A 20,420-nucleotide genomic window follows, 5' to 3' on the forward strand; every position below is an offset into this window, starting at 1 on the left:
CATGACTGAACTGCACGCGAGTGCGGGGACGGGCCCCGGCGACGCGCACTTCGCGGTCTTCACCGACCGTGAGGACGCGGCCGCCGTGGCCCGCTCCTTCGCCCACCCCGGTACGCGAATCCTCGACCACCCGTCGGGCCGGCCATGGCTGGTGGGGCAGTGGGACGACCAGGAGATCGTCACCGCACGCGCCGGCCGCACCGCCCTCGCGGTTGTCGGCTGCTGCCCGATCGACGCCTCCGAACTGGAGGCCCGGGCAGCACGGTTGCGTGATCCGGCGGAACTGGACGCGCTGGCCCGTTCCCTGCCCGGAAGCTTCCACCTCGTCGCCGCCCTGGACGGACAGCTCAGGACGCAGGGCACGGCGTCCGGGCTCCGGCTGGTCTTCCACGCGCTGATCGGCGGTGTGCGGGTGACCGCCACCCGGGCCGACCTCCTCGCCGCCGCGCTCGGCGCCGAGCCCGACGAGCGACAACTGGCCGTACGGCTGCTGTGGCCGGTCCCGTATCCGCTGTTCGAGACGTCCCTCTGGCGTGAGGTCACCGCCGTTCCCCCGCACGACGCCCTGATCGTCGCCGCGGACGGGCGGACCGTACGCCACTCGCGGTGGTGGACACCGCCGGAGCCGTCCCGGACGCTCGCCGACGGCGCCCCCCTGGTCCGCGACGCCCTCGCCCAGGCCGTCGACGCCCGCACCCGCCCGGGCGGCGTGGTGAGTTGTGACCTGTCCGGCGGCCTTGACTCCACCTCCATCTGCTTCCTGGCCGATCGGTCACCCGCCCGGGTGGTGGCCAGCACGTGGCCGGGGCGGGACCCGGCCGACACCGATCTGTACTGGGCCGAGCAGGCGGCGAAGCACCTGCCGGACGTCGAGCATGTGGTGTGGGACGCCGATGCCTCACCGCTGGTCTACGACGATCTGCTCTCCATCGACGACCTGCTGGACGAGCCGACCATCGGTGTCATGGACCGTTCGCGGGTCCTGCACCACCTGCCCGGCATGGCCGAGCGGGGCAGCCGGCTCCACCTGACGGGCATCGGCGGCGATCACGTGGCCTGGTGCTCCGAGGCCTACTACCACCGGCTCGCACGCACCCGCCCGCTGTTCGCCCTACGGCAGCTGCGCGGCTTCCGCGCCCTGTGGCAGTGGCCGCTCGGCGGCACCGTCCGCGCCCTGGCCGACTCACGGCCGTACGGAAAATGGCTCGCCGACGCCGCCGGCCGACTGCGCGACCCGGTACCCGCCACCGTCACCACCAGCCTCGGCTGGGGCATGCCCCCACGCCTCTTCGACTGGGTCACCCCCGAGGCCGAGGAGATGGCGCGACGGGCGCTGTACGAGGCCGCGTCGACGGCCACGCCGCTGCACCCGGACCGCGGCCTCCACGCCGACCTGGAGCAGATCCGCTCCTGCACCCGCATCATCCGCCAGTGGGACCGGATGGCCGCCCGGGCCGGCGTGCCGATGGCCTCGCCGTTCCTGGACGACCGCGTCATCGAGGCGTGCCTCGCCGTCCGGCCGAGCGAGCGCGTGTCGCCCTGGCGGTACAAGCCCCTCCTCACCGCGGCCATGAGCGGGATCGTGCCGGAGACGTGCCTGCGGCGCAGCACCAAGGCCGCCGCCTCCATGGACGCCGCCGACGGACTGCGCCGGCACCGCGCGGACCTGCTGGCGCTGTGGGAGGACTCGCGCCTTGAGCGGCTCGGCCTGGTCGACGGGGACGCGCTGCGCCGCCTCGCCCAGCGGCCCTCCGCCCCCGGTCTGCGCGACGCCATCCTCTACTCCACCATCGCCGCCGAAGTCTGGCTGCGCGGCCTGTCCCCCGCCCGTACCCCCTAGGCCCGCGCGCGCCCATCACCGGAGAAAGGCAGTCACCCACCATGGCATTGCGGTTCGGTTCCGATGTCTCCACCGCGGAGACCGACTACGGCACAGTCCTCCTGGACCAGCGCAGCGGAGACTACTGGGAGCTCAACCCCACCGGCACCCTGGTGGTGAAGACCCTCCTCGGCGGCGGCGACGAAGCCGCGGCCGTCGACGCGCTCGTCGCGGAGTTCGACATCGACCGGGCCCAGGCGGAGCAGGACGTCACGGCTCTGGTGCGGGAGTTGCGGACGTCCGGGCTGGCCTCATGACGACGCCGAGCGCCCTGGAGCGGCCCACCGGCGTGCCGTTCACCCGACGCCTGGCCGCCCGACTCGTGCTGCTTCCGGCCGTCGTGCTGTCGCTGCTGCCCCCGCGCCGGATCCGCGCCGTCCTCGGTTTCGTACGCCGGGGAGCGGCACCCGCCACCGCCGCACAGGCGAAGAACGCCCGGGACGCGATGTGCGCGGTCAGCCTGCTCTGCGCCGGGCCGAAAGGCTGTCTGCCCCGCTCGCTGGGCGCCGCCCTGCTGTGCCGGCTGACGGGCGGCTGGCCCACGTGGTGCACAGGGGCGAGCGTGGTGCCTCCCTTCAACGCGCACGCCTGGATCGAGGCGGACGGCCGGCCCGTCGGCGAAGGCGTGCCCGACGACTACTTCACCCGGCTGCTCGCGGTGGGGCCCGTGACCGCGGACCGGCCGCCCCGCCCATGACCGGCTCCCGGGCGGAGGCTGAAGCAATGGAGGTCGAAGCGACGGAGGTTGAAGCAACGGAGGGAGGGGGAACGGCGGAGTCAGGGGAAACGGCGGAGTCGGCGGACCGCTCGACACGGGCCGCGGTGGCCACCATGTACCGGCTCACCGCCGGGCACCGGACCTCGATCACCGTGGCCACCGCGCTGACCCTCGTGGGCTCCGCCCTCGGCCTCGCCCAGCCCCTCGTCGCCAAGAACATCGTGGACGCGAGCGGCCACGGGCGGAGCTTCTGGCCCCTGCTGCTCCTCCTGGCCGTTCTCTTCGTCACCGAAGCCGCGACCGGCGCCATCGGCCGCTTCGTCCTGGAGCGCATGGGTGAAGGAGTCGTACGGCAGCTCCGGCACGGCCTGGTGGGACGGCTGCTGCGACTGGAGATGAGGGAGTACGACCGCCACCGCACCGGCGACCTGATCTCCCGGGTGACCGCCGACACCACCCTCCTCAGGGAAGTGGTCTCCCAGGCCCTCGTCGACCTCGTCACCGGAGCCCTCGTCGCGGCGGGCGCGATCGCGCTGATGATGTGGATCGACCCGCTGCTGCTGCTCCTGGTGGCCCTGACCGTGGCGACCGCCGCCGCGGTCGTGGCCTCCCTGCTGAAGGGCATCCGGGCCGCGTCCGAACACATGCAGAACTCCGTCGGCGCGATCGCCGCCGACCTCGAGCGCGCACTCGGCGCCCTGCCCATGGTCCGCGTCCACCGCGCCGAGGACCGGGAGGCACGGCGGATCGGCGAACGCATCGAGTCCGCTCACGACGCGGGCGTACGGACCGCGAAGCTGGCGTCCGTGATGAGTCCGGCCGTCGAGCTGGCCGTCCAGGGCTCCTTCCTGCTCGTCCTCGTCATCGGCGGCCTACGCGTCACCGGCCACGCCAACTCTCTCGGCGACCTGGTCGCCTTCTTGCTGTACGCCTCCTATCTCGTCCTGCCCCTGTCCTCCGTCTTCCGCGCGGTCGGCCTGATCCAGCGCGGCATGGGCGCCTACCAGCGCATCGAGCAGGCCCTCGCCCTCCCCGCCGAGCCCACACCGGACACGCCACGGACTGAGACGCCCGCCGAGACACCCGCCGTACGGGCACCTGCCGTACGGACACCTGCCGCACGGGCGCGTGCGCGTGAGCGGGGCCGGCCGAGCGTCTCGTACGAGGAGCCCGCCCTCGCCGTGCGGGATCTCACCTTCGGCTACGACCCCGCCCAACCGGTCCTGCGAGGCGTCACCCTCACCGTCCCCCGCCGGCGCCAGACAGCCCTCGTCGGCCGTTCGGGAGCCGGAAAGAGCACGCTCTTCGCCCTGGTGGCCCGGTTCTACGAACCGGACTCCGGAACCCTCCTCTTCGACGGGCGGCCCGCCACCGAGCTGACCCGCGCCGCGTGCCGCGAGCGGATCGCCGTCGTCGACCAGGACACCCATGTCGTCCACGGCACCCTGCGCGACAACATCACCTACGCCGTGCCCGACGCCACCGACGCCGACGTACGGCGCGTGGTCGAACTCGCCCAGCTCGACGACGTCGTACGCCGACTGCGCGGCGGCCTGTCCGGCATGCTCGGCGACCGGGGCAACACCCTCTCCGGAGGCGAGCGCCAGCGCGTCGCCCTCGCCCGCGCCCTGCTCGCCCGTCCCGAGCTTCTCCTGCTTGACGAGCCCACGTCCCACCTCGACGCCATCAACGAGGCCGCGCTCACGACGGTGATGAAGGACATCGCCGGGGAGTGCGCCCTGCTGGTGATCGCGCACCGGCTCTCCACCGTCCAGCACGCCGACCAGATCGTCGTCCTGGACGACGGCCGCGCCACCGCGAGCGGACGGCACGAGGAGCTGCTGACCAGCAGCCCCACCTACCGTGAGCTGGCCGCCGGCCAGATGCTCCGCCCGGGCAGCACCCCGCCCCTCCCCGTGACGCCGTGACGCCGTGACGGGGCTGGTCAGATGCCGGCCAGACGTACAGTGGAGGTCATCGGAGCCTCACGAAAAGGACGGCCCAGCCTTGGACCCCCACGAGACAGAGGCCCTGCCGGCGGCCGGGCACGCCGAAGTCCGCATCGTCGCCGCCTCGCCGGAGGCCGCACGGGCGGTGGCCGAGGTCCTGCGTCACTGCTTCGCCGGGACCGAGCAGCGCAGCTACCCCACCCCGGGCGGCGGCACCCGCCTCCACCTCACCGTCGACACCGAGACCGCCGCCGGAACCGCCCGCACCTGGCTCGCCACCAGCAGACCGCCCACCGGCGCCGGCCCGCACGCCGAGGAACACTGACCACCCACCCGGCCGAAGTCCGGTCGGCCGAAGGCCGGCCGGAAACGCGTTCGTCAGCATCGGGGCGGCCGGACCATCCGTCCGGGTGGTAACTGACCGTATTCGCGCCTTTGGGCGCCCGGGAGCCGCGGACGGCGGCCAGGGTGTGGTTCGTGATCATCGAGCCATCGCGCACACCTCAGTCATCGGACGAACCCTCCCACCGGCCGTCCCGCCGCACCCTCATGGCCGGGGCGGCCGCGGCCGCCGGAGCGGGGGCGCTCGCGGGGGCCGGGGCCTCCCTCGGAGCGTCGGAGGCGGTCGCGGCGCCCGGCACCCGCGCCCCGACTGGGGGACCTGCCTCGCCGTCGCCCGGGCCATTCTCGTACGGGACGACGACGACCAGCCGCTGGCGCCCCGCTACGCGGACATCCTCCTGAGGACCGGACTGCCCCGGGGCCGCAACCGCCGCAAGGTGCTGATCGTCGGCGCCGGGCCCGCCGGCCTCACCGCCGCCCACCTGCTCCGCGAGGCCGGGCACCGGGTCACCGTCATCGAGGCCAACGGCAACCGCGTCGGCGGGCGGATCAAGACGTTCCGCACCGGTGGCCACGAAGGCTCGCCCGCCCCCTTCGCCGACCCCCTGCAGTATGCCGAGGCCGGCGCGATGCGCATTCCCGACAGCCACCCGCTCGTCACCGGACTGATCGACAGCCTCGGTCTCCAGCGCCGCCGCTTCCACCTCGTCGACGTCGACGAGGCCGGCCGGCCCGCGAACCGCTCCTGGATCCACGTCAACGGGATCCGGGTCCGCCGGGCCGACTACGCGCGCAGCCCGCAGGCCCTCAACCGCTCCTTCGGCGTTCCGGCGGCCTACGAGTCCATCCCCTCCAGCCAGATCGTCCGCGACGCCTTCGCCCCGGTGCGCAAGGAGATCGAGGGCAAGCAGGACGGGGAACTCGTCAAGGGCTGGGCCCGCATCGTCCAGCGCTACGGCCACATGTCGATGTACCGCTACCTCACCGACGAGGCGAAGCTCGACGAGCGGACCATCGACCTGATCGGAACCGTCGACAACCTCACCTCCCGTCTCCACCTCGCCTTCATCCACAGCTTCATCGGGGCTTCGCTGATCAGCCCGGACACGGCCTTCTTCGAGCTGCCCGGCGGCAGCGGCACCCTCGTCGACAGGCTCTACGCCCGGGTCGAGGACGTCGTCCGGCTCGACCGCCGCGCCACCCGGATCACGCACGGGGCGGGCCGGGTCACCGTCGACACCGTCTCCGAGGGCCGCGGCGGGCGCACCGTCGAGCGGGAGACGTTCACCGGGGACACGGCGATCATCACCGTCCCGTTCTCCGGGCTCCGCCACATCCCCGTCACGCCCGCCCTGTCGTACGGCAAGCGGCGCGCGGTCACCGAGCTCCACTACGACGCCGCGACGAAGGTGCTGCTGGAGTTCAGCCGCCGCTGGTGGGAGTTCGACGAGGCGGAGTGGAAGCGCGAACTGGAGGCCGTACGCCCCGGGCTCTACCGGCAGTACCAGCTCGGCCGGACACCGGACGACGGCAGGCTGCTCGGCGCCCACCCCTCCGTACCCAAGGGCCACATCTCCGCCGCCCAGCGGGCCCACTACGCCGCCTGCCGCCTCGTCGCGCGGGACCAGCCCGAGGCCGCGAACGTCATCGGCGGCGGCTCGGCCACCGACAACCCCAACCGCTTCATGTTCCCGCCCTCCTACCCCGTCGAGGGCAGCCGCGGCGGAGTGGTCCTCGCCGCCTACAGCTGGTCCGACGACGCCCTGAAGTGGGACTCCTTCGACGACGAGGAGCGCTATCCGCGCGCCCTCGCCGGCGTGCAGGAGGTGTTCGGGCAGCGGATCGAGGTCTTCTACACGGGCGTCGGACGCACCCAGTCCTGGATGCGCGACCCGTACGCCTACGGGGAGGCCTCCGTCCTGCTGCCCGGCCAGCACACCGAGCTCTTCCCCCACGTCCGTACGCCCGAGGGGAGCCTGCACTTCGCCGGGGACCACACGTCGATCAAGCCCGCGTGGATCGAGGGCGCGCTGGAGTCGGCGGTACGGGCCGCCCTGGAGGTCCACGTCGGGCGGTGACCAAGGTGCCCAAACGGTGATCGAACGGGAGGAAAAGGCGCATGCCCGAAGGCATTCCGGGCATGCGCTCTCACGTGGCAACACACGGTGAACACGGAGAGGCAGATCATCGCGGATCCGCCGAGCGCCGCCGCGCCGGTGAGCTCGCCGACTCGATCGACGAGGTCGCGAGCAGGATCCCGAGAGAGGTCGGTGAGGCGGCCCGGCATCTGCGGCGCGGTGCCGCGGCCTTCGAGCAGGGGCCGCCGCCGGACTCCGGACACAAGGAGCAGGAGATCTCCCCATGAACCAACCGGATCGCGGAAGCAGCAAGTCCGGACCCAGGCTCGACGACGAACGCAAGAAGGAGGTCCAGGGACAGGTCAAGGCGAATCGCCCGACCCGCGTGGAGGAGTGGCACGACCCGGAGCCGCCGGTGGACGAGCCCGAGTACACGCGGGACGAGGGCCGGAAAGAGTGAGCGGGGCAGGGGGCCGAGCGTCGCGGTCCTCAGGATCCGAAGGTCCTCAGGATTCGAAGGTGGTGAAGGCCACCTCGAAGTGGTCGACGGAGACCACCCGCTGGCCCTCGCGCTGCGCGGCCTGGTAGCGGATCTCCGCGGCGCGGTCCTCGCTCGCCCGCATCGCCGCCTCGTCCTCCCAGAGCGTCAGCGACCTGGCCTTCCCCGTCGCCCGGTCGACCAGGTAGTACGCGCCCTTGAAGCCCGGCAGGTCACGGACCAGCCGGACGATCTCCTCGGATTTCGCGGTGAGGTCGCCTCCCGGCGGGACGGGTGACCCCTGGTACGTGCTCAGCCTCGCGAACATCGCCGGAAGTCCTTTCCTGACCGGGTTGCCGGTCGGCGGACCGGCACCTCCAGGACCAGGGTGCTCCGGCGGAGCGCGCGCCGCATGCCGAGCCGGTCCCGTCGGCGGACGCGAGAATGGAGCAGACCCCCGTCGGTGCGCCTCATCGGTGCGCCCCATCCCTAGGCCATCCGTCGTGAGAGGCGGGACGTCGTGGTGTCGTACATCGCTGTGACCGCCTTGAGCCATGCGGGGCTGGTCCGTGAGCACAACGAGGACAGTCTGGTCGTCGGGCCGTGGACGCTGTGCGGGACGGTGACGGAGAGCCCCCAGACGCTGCTCTTCCCTCTCGGCAGACCGCTCGTCGTGGCGGTAGCCGACGGGCTCGGCGGCCAGCCGGCCGGCGAGGTGGCCAGTGCGCTCGTCGTACGCCGCCTCGCCGCGACAGGACCCGACCTGGACGGTACGGAGAGCCTCGGCGAGGCGGTCGAGGCCTGCAACCGCGCGGTGTACGCGGCCGCCGCCGGCCGCCCCGAGCTCACCACCATGGGCACCACGGTCGCGGGCGTCCTTCTCCTGGAGGACTCGGTGCTGTCCTTCAACGTCGGCGACAGCAAGGTGTTCCACACCGGTCAGGACGGGTTGCGCCAGATCAGCGTCGACGACAGCCCCCCGCCGCCGCCCGGGCACCGCACCACCTCCGCCGTCACCCAGACCCTCGGCGGCAACCGCCTCCCCACCACCGTCACCCCCCATGTGGCGGCCTTCCCGCTGCCCCCGGGCGAACGCTGCCTCGTGTGCAGCGACGGGCTGACCGATCCGCTGCCCGACGAGGAGATCGAGGATCTGCTGCGGGCCCACGACGACGACGGCCGAGCGGCGTACGAACTCTGGAAGGCCGCCATCGAGGCCGGCGGCCCGGACAACATCACGCTCGCCCTGGTCCGCGTCGGCCTGGCCGAGTGAGCGGGTTCGAGGACGGAGAGGTAAACGACGGGGAGGTGAACGGGGGCGAGTGACGGCGGGGCGGTGGTGTGGGACGGTGGGCGTATGCCGGTTCCCGTGATCCTGGACTGCGATCCCGGCCACGACGACGCCTTCAACATCCTGCTCGCCGCCGCCCATCCGGCCGTCGAGCTCCTCGCCGTCACCACCGTCGCCGGCAATCAGACGGTGGAGAGGACCACCCTCAACGCCCGCCGGGTCTGCTCCGTCGCCGGGATCCGCGGAGTGCCGATCGCGGCCGGCCGGGACCGGCCGCTGCACGGCGCGGCCCGGGTCGCCGCGAACATCCACGGCGGCTCCGGCCTCGACGGGCCGGGCTTCGGCGAGGGGGAGCCGGACGTCCCGCAGGACCCCCGCCACGCCCTCACCCTCATCCGGGACACCCTGCTCGCGCACCCCGCGCCCGTGACGCTGGTGCCGACCGGACCGCTGACCAACATCGCCGCGTTCCTCCTCGCGTATCCGGAGCTGATCCACCGGATCGACCGGATCGTGCTCATGGGCGGTTCCACGGGGCGGGGGAACACCACGCCGGCCGCGGAGTTCAACATCCTCTGCGACCCGGAGGCGGCGGACATCGTCTTCACCAGCGGGCTGCCGGTCACGATGTTCGGACTCAACGCCACCCACCAGGTGCGCGCGACGCCCGACGTCGTCTCCCGCATCGCGGCGCTCGGCACCCCGCTCGCCACGCTCTGCGTCGAACTGCTGACCTACTTCGCCGGGCGCTACCGCGAGGTCTACGGCTTCGACGCGCCGCCGTTGCACGACCCGCTGACGGTGGCGCATCTGATCGACCCGTCGCTGGTCAGCCTGGTACGGGCGCCGGTGACGGTCGAACTGACGGGGACGTACACGCGTGGCGCGACGGTCGTGGACCTGGCCGGTGTGACGGGGCGGCCGGCCGACGTGGAGGTGGGCATGGAGGTGGACGTCCCGGCGTTCTGGGACCTGATCGTGGAGGCGGTGCGGGTGCTGGGGACGGCGTCCGCCCGAACCGACGAGACGTAACGTCTTGCGCGAGCGGTGGTCATGGGGTTACCTTCGACTCACGCGATCGAGACGGCACGTCTCGTCTCGTGTCGTCTCGATGTTCTCGTTCCGACCGCAGTCCACCGAAGGATGTCGCCCTTGTTCCGTGTCCAACTCACCGACGTCACCAAGCACTACGACGACCGGCTCGTCCTCGACCGGGTCTCCCTCTCCGTCCGCCCCGGCGAGCGCGTCGGCGTCGTCGGTGACAACGGCTCCGGGAAATCCACCCTCCTGAAGCTCCTCGCCGGCCTGGAGACCCCCGACAACGGCACCGTCGCCGTCGCATCCCCCGGCGGCCTCGGCCACCTCGCCCAGACCCTGGACCTGCCGGGGACGGCGACCGTCGGCGACGCCGTCGACCTGGCACTCGCCGACGTACGGAAGCTGGAGCGGCGGATCCGGGCGGCGGAGGCGAGCCTCCAGGAGACCGGGGACCTCGACGGCTACGCCGCCCTCCTCGCCGCATACGAGGCGCGGGGCGGGCGGGACGCCGACCGCCGGGTCGAGACGACCTTGCGGCAGCTCGGCGAGCGGGCGCCGCTCGACCGCGACCGCACGCTCGGCACGCTCTCCGGCGGACAGCGCTCCCGGCTCGCGCTCGCCGCGACGCTCGCCACCGACCCCGAGCTGCTCCTCCTCGACGAGCCGACCAACGACCTCGACGACGAGGCCGTCGCCTGGCTCGAGGAGCGGCTGCGCGCCCACCGGGGGACGGTCGTCGCCGTCACCCACGACCGGGTCTTCCTCGACCGGGTCACGACCGCCGTCCTGGAGGTGAACGGCGAGCTGCGTACGGTCCGCAGGTACGGCAACGGCTACGCCGGCTATCTGGCGGGCCGGGCCGCCGAACGGGCCCGCTGGGAGCAGAGGTACGAGGAGTGGCGGGCCGAGACCGTCCGCGCCTCCGCCCTCGCCGACACGAACATCGACCGCTTCTCCGCGATCCCGCGCAAGGCCCCGGCGGCCTTCAGCGGGGCGGGCGCCTTCCGCGCCCGGTCACGGGCGCACGGCGCGATGAGCAGGATCCGGGCGGCGCGGGAAAGGCTCCAACGGCTGCGGGAGAACCCGGTGGCGCCGCCGCCGGACCCGCTGCGCTTCACCGCGCGGGTCGAGGGCGAGGGCGCGCCGGTCGCGCTCACCGACGTACACGTCGAGGGGCGGCTGCGGCTCGACTCCCTCCACCTGGCCCCCGGCGAACGCCTCCTGGTCACCGGCCCGAACGGCGCCGGCAAGAGCACCCTGCTCAAGGTCCTCGCAGGCGAAATCGCCCCGGACGGCGGGACGGTCACGGTCCCGCGCCGGGTCGGCCTGCTCCGCCAGGACCTCGGCCTGCCCGACGACGGCCGCACGGTCGCCGAGGCCTTCGGCGAGGGCCGCGAGGAGGAGCTCCTGGCCCTCGGCCTCTTCGCCCCGGCCGACCTGCCGACGCCCGTACGGGAGCTGTCGACGGGCCAGCGCCGGAGACTCGAACTGGCCCGACTGGTCACGCACCCGGCGGACCTGCTCCTCCTCGACGAACCGACCAACCACCTGTCCCCCGCCCTCGTCGAAGAACTGGAGGCCGCCCTCGCCCTCTACCCGGGCACCCTGGTGATCGTCACCCACGACCGCCGCATCCGTCACGGCTTCCGGGGGCGACGGCTGGACTTGGCCCCCGCCCCGGCGCACGCGCGTTAGTCGTCGCCCTCCAGGTCGCCCTCGGTCTCCAGGAAGACCTGGCGCAGCGCCGCCAGCGTCTGGGGGTCCGGCTTCTCCCACATGCCGCGGGACTCGGCCTCCAGGAGGCGTTCGGCGATGCCGTGCAGCGCCCAGGGGTTGGCCTCCTTCAAGAAGGCCTGGTTCTCCGGGTCCAGGACGTAGGTCTCCGTCAGCTTGTCGTACATCCAGTCGGCGACCACGCCGGTCGTCGCGTCGTAGCCGAAGAGGTAGTCGACCGTCGCCGCGAGCTCGAACGCGCCCTTGTAGCCGTGGCGGCGCATCGCCTCGATCCACTTCGGGTTCACCACCCGCGCGCGGAAGACCCTCGACGTCTCCTCGACCAGGGTGCGGGTGCGGACCGTCTCCGGGCGGGTGGAGTCGCCGATGTACGCCTCGGGCGCCGTGCCCGTCAGCGCGCGGACGGTCGCCACCATGCCGCCGTGGTACTGGAAGTAGTCGTCGGAGTCGGCGATGTCGTGCTCACGCGTGTCCGTGTTCTTCGCGGCGACGGCGATCCGCTTGTACGCCGTCTCCATCTCCGAACGCGCCGGGCGGCCTTCGAGCCCGCGGCCGTAGGCGTACCCGCCCCACACCGTGTAGACCTCGGCGAGGTCCGCGTCCGTGCGCCAGTCGCGCGAGTCGATCAGCTGCAGGATGCCCGCGCCGTACGTCCCCGGCCGCGAGCCGAAGATGCGGGTGGTCGCCCGCCGCTCGTCGCCGTGCTCGGCCAGGTCGGCCTGCGTGTGGGCGCGGACGAAATTCTCCGAGGCCGGCTCGTCGAGCGAGGCCGCCAGCCGTACGGCGTCGTCGAGCAGCCCGATGACGTGCGGGAAGGCGTCCCGGAAGAAGCCCGAGATGCGCAGCGTGACGTCGACGCGCGGGCGGCCCAGCTCCTCCAGCGGGATCGGCTCCAGGCCGTTCACCCGGCGCGAGGCGTCGTCCCACCGCGGGCGGACGCCCAGCAGCGCCAGCGCCTCGGCGACGTCGTCGCCCGCCGTGCGCATCGCGCTCGTCCCCCACAGGGAGAGGCCCACGGACGTCGGCCACTCGCCGTTGTCGTCGCGGTAGCGCTCCAGGAGCGAGTCGGCGAGCGCCTGGCCGGTCTCCCACGCGAGGCGCGAGGGGACGGCCTTGGGGTCGACGGAGTAGAAGTTCCGGCCGGTCGGCAGGACGTTGACGAGGCCACGCAGCGGGGAGCCGGACGGGCCGGCGGGCACGAATCCACCGTTCAACGCGTGGACGGCGTGGGCCAGTTCGTCGGTCGTGGCCGCCAGCCGCGGCACCACCTGCTCGCAGGCGAACCGCAGCACGGCGGCGACATCGGGACCGTGCGCGGCGGCGACCGCCGGGACCGCGTCCACGGACCAGCCCGCCGCCTCCATCGCCTCGACCAGCTCGCGCGCCGTCGCCTCCGCCTCGTCGGCGGTCGTGCGCGTCGCGGCCGACTCGTCCAGACCCAGGGCCTCACGCAGACCCGGCAGCGCCTGCGTACCGCCCCAGATCTGCCGGGCACGCAGGATCGAGAGGACCAGGTTGACCCGCGCCTCACCCTCCGGCGCGCCGCCCAGCACATGCAGACCGTCGCGGATCTGCGCGTCCTTGACCTCGCACAGCCAGCCGTCGACGTGCAGCAGGAAGTCGTCGAAACCGTCGTCCTCGGGCCGGTCCTCCAACCCCAGGTCGTGGTCGAGCTTCGCGGCCTGGATCAGCGTCCAGATCTGCGCGCGGATCGCCGGCAGCTTGGACGGGTCCATGGAGGAGATCTGCGCGTACTCGTCGAGCAGCTGCTCCAGGCGCGCGATGTCGCCGTAGGAGTCGGCCCGCGCCATCGGCGGCACCAGGTGGTCGACGAGGGTCGCGTGCACGCGCCGCTTGGCCTGCGTGCCCTCACCCGGGTCGTTGACCAGGAAGGGGTAGATCAGGGGGATGTCGCCGAGCGCCGCGTCCGGTCCGCACGCGGCGGACAGACCCGCGTTCTTGCCCGGCAGCCACTCCAGGTTGCCGTGCTTGCCGAGGTGGACCATGGCGTCCGCCCCGAAGCCGCCGTCCTCGGCGCGCGCCGCGATCCAGCGGTAGGCGGCCAGGTAGTGGTGGGACGGCGGGAGATCGGGGTCGTGGTAGATCGCGATCGGGTTCTCACCGAAACCGCGCGGAGGCTGGATCAGGATCAGCAGGTTCCCGCGCCGCAGGGCGGCGAGGACGATGTCGCCCTCGGGGTTACGGGACCGGTCCAGGAACATCTCGCCGGGCGCCGGGCCCCAGTGCTCCTCGACGTGCGTACGCAGTTCCTCGGGCAGGGTCGCGTACCAGCGCTTGTAGTCGGCGGCCGGGATACGGACGGGGTTCTTCGCCAGCTGCTCCTCGGTCAGCCAGTCCTGGTCGTGGCCACCGGCCTCGATCAGGGCGTAGATCAGCTCGTCGCCATCGCCGGAGACGAGGCCGGGGATCTCCTCGACCGGACCGAAGTCGTACCCCTCCTCGCGCAGGCGCCGCAGCAGGGCGACGGCGGAAGCGGGAGTGTCGAGGCCGACCGCGTTGCCGATCCGCGAGTGCTTCGTCGGGTACGCGGAGAGGACGAGCGCCAGGCGCTTCTCGGCGGTGGGGATGTGCCGCAGCCGGGCGTGGCGCACGGCGATCCCGGCGACCCGGGCGGCCCGCTCGGCGTCGGCGACGTAGGAGGGCAGGCCGTCCTCGTCGATCTCCTTGAAGGAGAAGGGGACGGTGATCAGCCGGCCGTCGAACTCGGGCACGGCGACCTGGCTGGCGGCGTCCAGCGGGGAGAGACCCTCGTCGTTCTCCTCCCACGCGGAGCGCGAGCCGGTGAGGCAGAGCGCCTGCAGGATCGGTACGTCGAGGGCGGCCAGCGCGCCCGCGTCCCAGGCCTCCTCGTCGCCGCCCGCCTGCGCCTGTGCGGGCTTGGTGCCACCGGCGGCGAGGACGGTGGTGACGATCGCGTCCGCGCCGCGCAGGGCGTCGAGAAGCTCGGGCTCGGGGGCGCGCAGCGAGGCGACGTAGAGCGGTAGGGCGCGGGCGCCGGCGTCCTCGATCGCGTCACAGAGGGAGCCGACGAAGGCCGTGTTCCCGCTCATGTGGTGGGCGCGGTAGTAGAGCACGGCGATCGTGGGGCCGCCGTCGTTCCTCGACTCCCGCTCCAGCGGACCCCAGGTGGGCGCGGCGGCCGGCGCCTCGAAGCCGTGGCCGGTGAGCAGCACGGTGTCGGAGAGGAACCGGGCCAGCTGCTCCAGGTTGGCGGGGCCGCCGTGCGCGAGATAGGCGTGGGCCTCGGTGGCCACGCCGACGGGGACCGTGGAGGCCTCCATGAGCTGCGCGTCGGGGGCCTGTTCGCCGGAGAGCACGACCAGCGGCTTGCCGGCGGCACGCAGCGCCTGAAGCCCCTCGTCCCAGGCCCGCAGACCGCCGAGAAGGCGTACGAGGACGAGGTCGGCGCCGTCGAGAAGGCCGGGCAGCTCGTCGATCCCGAGCCGGGAGGGATTGGCGAACCGGTACGCGACCGGCCCGCCGGCCGCGCGGGCACTGAGCAGGTCCGTGTCGGAGTGCGACAGCAACAGAATTCGCATGCGAGCGCAGGCCTTCCTCGGGGTTGTCCGCGCCCCGGGTGGTCGTGTGGACGGCGGGAGTTCCTGACTCACCCGCCCCGTGGTTCCGGGCCGGGCTCACAGTGGCGGGACCGCGCCGGATTCTCACCGGGCTTCCTCCCCGGGGTCGGGGACCCCATGCCGTCTGCATAGTAGATCCTGCGCCCGGCGGCCCGGAGGGTCACCCGGAACCACGTGGGTATGCTCGCCGCCATGCCGCCCACCCCACCCACCACGCCCAACCAGGGCGAACCTCGCATACGGGACCGCGGTGACGCCTGCCCCGGGGCGCTCCGGCTGCACGCCGCCGATGATGGCCGTCTGGCTCGACTCCGCTTGCCCGCAGGCTTGTTGACGGCTCATCAGGTGGAGGTTCTGGCCGCGGCGGCGGAGGGTATGGGAGACGGGCGGGTCAGCGTCACCTCGCGGGGGAACGTGGAGCTGCGGGGGCTCGGGGAGGGGTGCGGGGCGGAGCTCGGCGCTCTTCTGGCCGAGGCGGGGCTGCTGCCCTCCGCGACCCATGAACGCGTCCGGAACGTGGTGGCCTCGCCGACCGCCGGACTGGACGGACACGGCGGACTGGGCGCCGCCGACGTGCAGTTGTGGGCCCGAGAGCTGGACGCGCTGCTGTGCGGGCGGGAGTGGACGGCGGCCCTTTCCGGCCGTTTTCTCTTCGTCCTGGACGACGGGCGCGGGGACGTGGCCGGTCTCGGCGGAGATGTGACCTTGATCGCAGCGGGGGCCTCGGCGGCCGGCGAGGAGGGTGAGGAGGGCGACCACGACCCCGGCGCGTTCCTCCGTGTCGGCTCTCAGGTCTTCCGGGTCGCCGCCTCCGACGCGCCCCGGGCCGCGCTTGCCGCCGCCGAGGCGTTTCTGGTCGCCGCCCACGGCGCGGGGAACGGTGCCTGGCGGGTGCGGGAGCTGCCCGAGGGGCATGAGCCGGACCTGGCGGGGGCGCTCGCCCGGGCCGGGGTCGCGGCGGAGCCCGTACCCACGCCGGAACTCCCGCACGGTGAACCGCCCGCGCCCGGGGTGCTCGGCGAGAGCGCCGTCTCCGTCCTCGCGCCCCTCGGCCGACTGACCGCCGAACAGCTGCGCGCCCTGGCCGCCACCGGTGGCGAGGTCCGGCTCACCCCGTGGCGGGGAGCCGTCGTCACCGGCTTCCCCGACCGCGCCGCCGCCGAGGAGCGCCTCGCCGAACTGGCGGCCCTCGGCCTGATCACCGACCCCCGCTCCCCGTGGGTCGGCGTCGGCGCCTGCACCGGACGCCCCGGGTGCGGCAAGGCCCTCGCCGACGTCCGCGCCGACGCCGTGCCCGGTCGCGGCGGCCTCCCCGTCCACTTCTCCGGCTGCGAGCGGCGCTGCGGCCACCCGACCGGCCCGCACGGCACCTGGGTCGACGTCGTCGCCACCGCCGACGGCCGGTACCTGGTCGACGGCGCCCCCACCCCCCGTACCTCCCTGACCGAAGCGGTCGCAACGGCCCGTACCACCGCCCGTACAACGAGATGAGCGAGAACGACACGATGTTCGCCTACGAGAAGGACGGCGCGGAGATCTACCGCCAGTCCTTTGCCACGATCCGCGCCGAGGCGGACCTCGCGGGGCTGCCCGCCGACGTCGCCCAGGTCGCGGTGCGGATGATCCACGCCTGCGGCATGACCGACCTCGTACGCGACATCGCCTACTCCCCGCAGGTCGTCGCCCGCGCCCGGGAGGCCCTGCGCGCCGGCGCGCCGATCCTCTGCGACGCGCAGATGGTCGCGAGCGGAGTCACCCGCAAGCGGCTGCCCGCCGACAACGAGGTGATCTGCACCCTCTCCGACCCCTCCGTGCCCGCCCTCGCCGCCGAGCTCGGCACCACGCGCAGCGCCGCCGCCCTCGAACTCTGGCGCGACCGCCTCGAAGGCTCCGTCGTCGCCATCGGCAACGCCCCCACCGCGCTCTTCCACCTCCTGGAGATGATCGCCAAGGGCGCGCCCCGCCCCGCGGCCGTCCTCGGCATCCCGGTCGGCTTCATCGGCGCCGCCGAGTCCAAGGACGCCCTCGCCGACCGGGGGCGTGAGCTGGGTCTCGACCACCTCGTCGTACGGGGCCGGCGCGGCGGCAGCGCGATGACGGCCGCCGCCGTCAACGCCATAGCGACCGAAGCGGAGATCCAGGCATGACCGCGGTGAAGGGCAAGCTGTACGGGGTGGGTCTCGGCCCCGGCGACCCGAACCTGATGACCGTGGCGGCCGTGAAGGCCATCGCCTCGGCCGACGTGATCGCCTACCACTCGGCCCGCCACGGCCGCTCCATCGCCCGCTCGATCGCCGCCGAGCACATCCGCGAGGACCACGTCGAGGAGCGGCTGATGTACCCGCTCACCGTGGAGACCACCGACCACCCCGGCGGCTACCGCGGCGCGCTCGACGACTTCTACGAGGAGGCGTCGGAGCGGCTGGCCGCGCACCTGGACGCCGGCCGCACGGTCGCGGTCCTCGCCGAGGGCGACCCGCTCTTCTACGGCTCGTACCAGCACATGCACAAGCGGCTCGCCCACCGCTACGACACCGAGGTCATCCCCGGTGTCACCTCGGTCAGCGCGGCGGCCGCCCGGCTCGGCGAGCCGCTGTGCGAGGCCGAGGAGGTCCTGACGATCATCCCCGGCACGCTGCCGGAGGACGAGCTGACCGCCCGGCTCGCGGGCACGGACTCGGCCGTCGTGATGAAGCTGGGCCGGACGTTCCCGACGGTACGGCGCGCCCTGGAGCGGGCGGGCCGGCTGGAGGACGCGCGCTATGTGGAGCGGGCGTTCATGGCGGGCGAGCGGACGGAGCCCCTGTCCGAGGTCGATCCGGCGGGTGTCCCGTACTTCTCGGTGGCCGTGCTGCCCTCCCGTATCGACGCGCTTCCTCCCGTACGGGAGACCGGCGAGGTCGTCGTCGTCGGCACCGGCCCGGCGGGCGCGCCCTGGCTGACGCCCGAGTCGCGCGGCGCCCTCGTCAACGCCGACGACCTGGTCGGCTACACCACGTACCTCGACCGCGTCCCGGTGCTGCGCCCCGGCCAGCGCCGCCACGGATCCGACAACAAGGTCGAGTCGGAGCGCGCCGAGTTCGCCCTCGACCTGGCGCGGCGCGGCCGGCGGGTCGCGGTCGTCTCGGGCGGTGACCCGGGCGTCTTCGCGATGGCGACGGCGGTCCTGGAGGTCGCCTCGGAGCCTCGGTACGCGGACGTGCCCGTACGGGTCCTGCCGGGCGTGACGGCCGCGAACGCGGCTGCCGCGGCGGCGGGCGCGCCGCTGGGCCACGACTACGCGACGATCTCGCTGTCCGACCGCCTCAAGCCCTGGGAGGTCATCGCGGAGCGGCTGCGCGCGGCGGCCGGCGCGGACCTGGTCCTCGCGCTCTACAACCCGGGCTCGAAGTCCCGTACGCACCAGGTGGCCGCCGCCCGCGACCTGCTGCTCGAACTGCGCTCGCCCGAGACCCCGGTGGTCGTGGCGCGGGACGTGGGCGGCCCTGAGCAGTCGGTGCGGGTGGTGACCCTGAAGACGCTGGAGCCGAGCGAGGTCGACATGCGCACGCTGCTGCTGATCGGCTCGTCCCAGACCCGCGCGGTCGAACGCCCCGACGGCCGCACGATCACCTGGACGCCGCGCCGCTACGGGTGAAGGTGCCGAGTCCCTCCGTGTCGAGGTACTCGACGCGGAGGGACTTCCCGTCCGGGGAGAAGGTGACTCCGGTGAGTCCGACGGCGTTCTCGCCGGCGGTCCGGAAGCTGAACGTGTCGCCGTCGTAGTGCGTGAGCCGGTACGTCTGGGGCTTCGGCCCCAGACGGAGCGTCAGGACGCCGTCCTGGCCGGCGGTCACGGACGCCTTCCCGTAGTACGCGTTGTCGTACGTGCCGGTGTAGGTGTCGGCGGCCTTCGCGGGGGCGGCGTCGGACGGCGGGCGGGCGTAGTCGGTCGTGGACCGGCCCGCGTCCTCCCCCTGCTGGTAGAGCGCGTCCACCAGCGGGATCCAGTCGCGGCTCGGTTCGCCGTCCTGCGCGATGTCGAAGAAGTCGAGGGCGACGGCGTCGGCCACCCCGGCCGGGGACCCGTTGGTGAGGACGACGATGCCGAGCTGTTCGCCGGGGAGCATCGTGACGTTGGTGTGCGCGCCGAGCGCGAAGGCGCCGGTGTGCGAGAGGCGGAGCCGGCCCTCGTCGTCGTACCTCACGTTCCAGCCGTAGCCGTAGAAGCCGGCCTGGCCCGCCGGGGCGGGCGGCGGACTCGCGACGGAATGCGGCCAGTGCGTGCGCTCCAGGCTCTCGGCGTCGATGATCTGCCGGCCGTCGAGCTTGCCGTTCGCGAGCTGGAGGCGCAGCCAGGTGCTCATGTCGCGGGCGCTGGAGCTGACGCCGCCGGCCGGTGACTGGGCGTCGGGGTCGCGGACGAACTCCGGCTTCCAGGTGCCGTCGGCGGTCTTGACGTGGCCGTGGGCGCGGTCGGCGGTCTTGGCGAAGTCCTCGAAGCGGGAGCTGGTGGAGTTCATCCCGGCCGGCTTGTAGAGGGTGTCCTCGGCGAGTTTCTCCCACGCCACGCCCTTCTCGTCGGCGACGGCCTGGGCGGCGGCGGTGAGCCCGAAGTTGGTGTACGCGTAACTCGCGCGGAACGGCGTGAGGGGCTCGTACCGCAGGTGGGACAGGATGTACTCGCGGTCGTAGCCGAGGTCTTCGAGGAGGTCGCCGGCGTGGTCGGGGAGGCCGCTGCGGTGCGAGAAGAGGTCGGCGACCGTGACGTGGGAGCTGACCCAGGGGTCCTTCAGGCGGAAGTCCGGCACGTTCGGGGCTACGGGCTTGTCCCAGCCCTCGATCCCGGCCGCCTGGGCGACGACGGTGGAGGCGATCGGCTTCGAGACGGACGCCAACTGGAAGACGGTGTCCGCGTCGACCCGCGCCGGCTTGCCCACCTCCCGTACGCCGTACCCCTTGAGCTGGACGACCTTGTCCCGGTACACGACGGCGACGGAGACACCCGGGACGCCGGTGCGTTTCATGGCCGCCTCGACGACCCCGTCCAGTCGCTGGACGGCCCGGTCGACATCCGCCTGATCGAGCGTCGGAGGCGGCTGGGGAGGGGGCGGTGAAGGGCTGGGGGCCGCCGGCCCGGGGGAAGCGCCCACGAGGGCCACGAGCCCCGCCGTGACCAGCCATCGCATGGTCATCACCCCTCCATTGAACGCCCGCCGGACGTGCCTGTCGCGCCGACCGCGACGGCCGGTAAAGTCCCCCTCCGGCGGAACACCGGCCCCACCCGCACCACCGCCTTTCCCCCACACCTCATTCCTCGTGCAGGTCCGGAAAG

Annotated in this window: 17 protein-coding genes and 1 riboswitch; of the genes, 14 read left to right on the forward strand and 3 right to left on the reverse strand. The window is 73.3% G+C overall.

Going from position 1 to position 20,420, the window contains the following annotated elements; translation table 11 throughout:
• The first annotated feature begins 1 nt into the window (after nt 1).
• The 8 genes from ACF06X_RS32015 (at nt 2) to ACF06X_RS32050 (ending at nt 7,426) form a co-directional block, all read left to right on the forward strand.
• Complete coding sequence (locus tag ACF06X_RS32015) at nt 2-1,840, forward strand: lasso peptide isopeptide bond-forming cyclase (RefSeq protein ID WP_392290815.1); 1,839 nt, start codon at nt 2-4, stop codon at nt 1,838-1,840.
• 41 nt (nt 1,841-1,881) lie between these two features.
• Entirely contained in the window at nt 1,882-2,136 is a 255-nt protein-coding gene (locus ACF06X_RS32020) for a lasso peptide biosynthesis PqqD family chaperone (protein WP_392290816.1), read from the forward strand.
• Entirely contained in the window at nt 2,133-2,576 is a 444-nt protein-coding gene (locus ACF06X_RS32025) for a lasso peptide biosynthesis B2 protein (protein WP_392290817.1), read from the forward strand. The genes ACF06X_RS32020 and ACF06X_RS32025 overlap by 4 nt, the downstream gene beginning before the upstream one ends.
• Before the next feature lie 134 nt (nt 2,577-2,710).
• Complete coding sequence (locus tag ACF06X_RS32030) at nt 2,711-4,525, forward strand: ABC transporter ATP-binding protein (protein WP_392290938.1); 1,815 nt, start codon at nt 2,711-2,713, stop codon at nt 4,523-4,525.
• 79 nt (nt 4,526-4,604) lie between these two features.
• Nucleotides 4,605-4,871, forward strand: a complete 267-nt coding sequence (locus ACF06X_RS32035) for a hypothetical protein (protein ID WP_392290818.1) — start codon at nt 4,605-4,607, stop codon at nt 4,869-4,871.
• A 454-nt stretch (nt 4,872-5,325) separates the two neighbouring features.
• Nucleotides 5,326-6,966 carry a flavin monoamine oxidase family protein gene (locus tag ACF06X_RS32040; protein ID WP_392290819.1) on the forward strand — a complete coding sequence of 547 codons (1,641 nt, stop codon included), beginning with the start codon at nt 5,326-5,328 and terminating at the stop codon, nt 6,964-6,966.
• A gap of 74 nt (nt 6,967-7,040) precedes the next feature.
• A complete protein-coding gene (locus tag ACF06X_RS32045; protein ID WP_392290820.1) occupies nt 7,041-7,253 on the forward strand; it encodes a hypothetical protein in 213 nt (70 codons plus the stop codon).
• Nucleotides 7,250-7,426 (forward strand): hypothetical protein, encoded by a 177-nt coding sequence (locus tag ACF06X_RS32050; protein WP_392290821.1) that lies wholly within the window; start codon nt 7,250-7,252, stop codon nt 7,424-7,426. The genes ACF06X_RS32045 and ACF06X_RS32050 overlap by 4 nt, the downstream gene beginning before the upstream one ends.
• 46 nt (nt 7,427-7,472) lie before the next feature.
• On the opposite strand, the gene ACF06X_RS32055 is transcribed toward ACF06X_RS32050, so the two are convergent.
• Nucleotides 7,473-7,772 carry a hypothetical protein gene (locus tag ACF06X_RS32055; protein WP_392290822.1) on the reverse strand — a complete coding sequence of 100 codons (300 nt, stop codon included), beginning with the start codon at nt 7,770-7,772 and terminating at the stop codon, nt 7,473-7,475.
• Between the two features lie 195 nt (nt 7,773-7,967).
• Here ACF06X_RS32055 and ACF06X_RS32060 point away from each other — a divergent pair, with 195 nt between their 5' ends.
• The 3 genes from ACF06X_RS32060 (at nt 7,968) to abc-f (ending at nt 11,468) form a co-directional block, all read left to right on the forward strand.
• Nucleotides 7,968-8,717 carry a PP2C family protein-serine/threonine phosphatase gene (locus ACF06X_RS32060; protein WP_392290939.1) on the forward strand — a complete coding sequence of 250 codons (750 nt, stop codon included), beginning with the start codon at nt 7,968-7,970 and terminating at the stop codon, nt 8,715-8,717.
• Between the two features lie 84 nt (nt 8,718-8,801).
• Nucleotides 8,802-9,767 (forward strand): nucleoside hydrolase, encoded by a 966-nt coding sequence (locus ACF06X_RS32065; RefSeq protein ID WP_392290823.1) that lies wholly within the window; start codon nt 8,802-8,804, stop codon nt 9,765-9,767.
• 111 nt (nt 9,768-9,878) lie between these two features.
• A complete protein-coding gene (abc-f, locus tag ACF06X_RS32070) occupies nt 9,879-11,468 on the forward strand; it encodes a ribosomal protection-like ABC-F family protein (RefSeq protein ID WP_392290824.1) in 1,590 nt (529 codons plus the stop codon).
• Here the strand turns inward: abc-f and cobN are convergent.
• The gene (gene cobN, locus ACF06X_RS32075; protein ID WP_392290825.1) at nt 11,465-15,067 is read right to left on the reverse strand and encodes a cobaltochelatase subunit CobN; all 3,603 of its coding nucleotides are present in this window, start codon (nt 15,065-15,067) and stop codon (nt 11,465-11,467) included. The two genes, abc-f and cobN, sit on opposite strands and share 4 nt — an antisense overlap.
• 38 nt (nt 15,068-15,105) lie before the next feature.
• Nucleotides 15,106-15,240: riboswitch (cobalamin riboswitch) on the reverse strand.
• Nucleotides 15,241-15,286: 46 nt separating this feature from the next.
• Here cobN and ACF06X_RS32080 point away from each other — a divergent pair.
• The 3 genes from ACF06X_RS32080 to ACF06X_RS32090 are packed head-to-tail and all read left to right on the forward strand — an operon-like array spanning nt 15,287 to nt 18,743.
• Nucleotides 15,287-16,597 carry a cobalamin biosynthesis protein CobG gene (locus ACF06X_RS32080; protein ID WP_392290940.1) on the forward strand — a complete coding sequence of 437 codons (1,311 nt, stop codon included), beginning with the start codon at nt 15,287-15,289 and terminating at the stop codon, nt 16,595-16,597.
• Between the two features lie 14 nt (nt 16,598-16,611).
• The gene (locus ACF06X_RS32085; protein ID WP_392290941.1) at nt 16,612-17,253 is read left to right on the forward strand and encodes a precorrin-8X methylmutase; all 642 of its coding nucleotides are present in this window, start codon (nt 16,612-16,614) and stop codon (nt 17,251-17,253) included.
• A complete protein-coding gene (locus ACF06X_RS32090; protein WP_392290826.1) occupies nt 17,250-18,743 on the forward strand; it encodes a precorrin-2 C(20)-methyltransferase in 1,494 nt (497 codons plus the stop codon). The genes ACF06X_RS32085 and ACF06X_RS32090 overlap by 4 nt, the downstream gene beginning before the upstream one ends.
• On the opposite strand, the gene ACF06X_RS32095 is transcribed toward ACF06X_RS32090, so the two are convergent.
• Nucleotides 18,715-20,280 carry a serine hydrolase gene (locus tag ACF06X_RS32095; RefSeq protein WP_392290827.1) on the reverse strand — a complete coding sequence of 522 codons (1,566 nt, stop codon included), beginning with the start codon at nt 20,278-20,280 and terminating at the stop codon, nt 18,715-18,717. The genes ACF06X_RS32090 and ACF06X_RS32095 overlap by 29 nt on opposite strands.
• Nucleotides 20,281-20,420 lie beyond the last annotated feature (140 nt).

Source organism: Streptomyces sp. NPDC015346 (genome assembly GCF_043078785.1).
Taxonomy (GTDB): Bacteria; Actinomycetota; Actinomycetes; order Streptomycetales; family Streptomycetaceae; genus Streptomyces.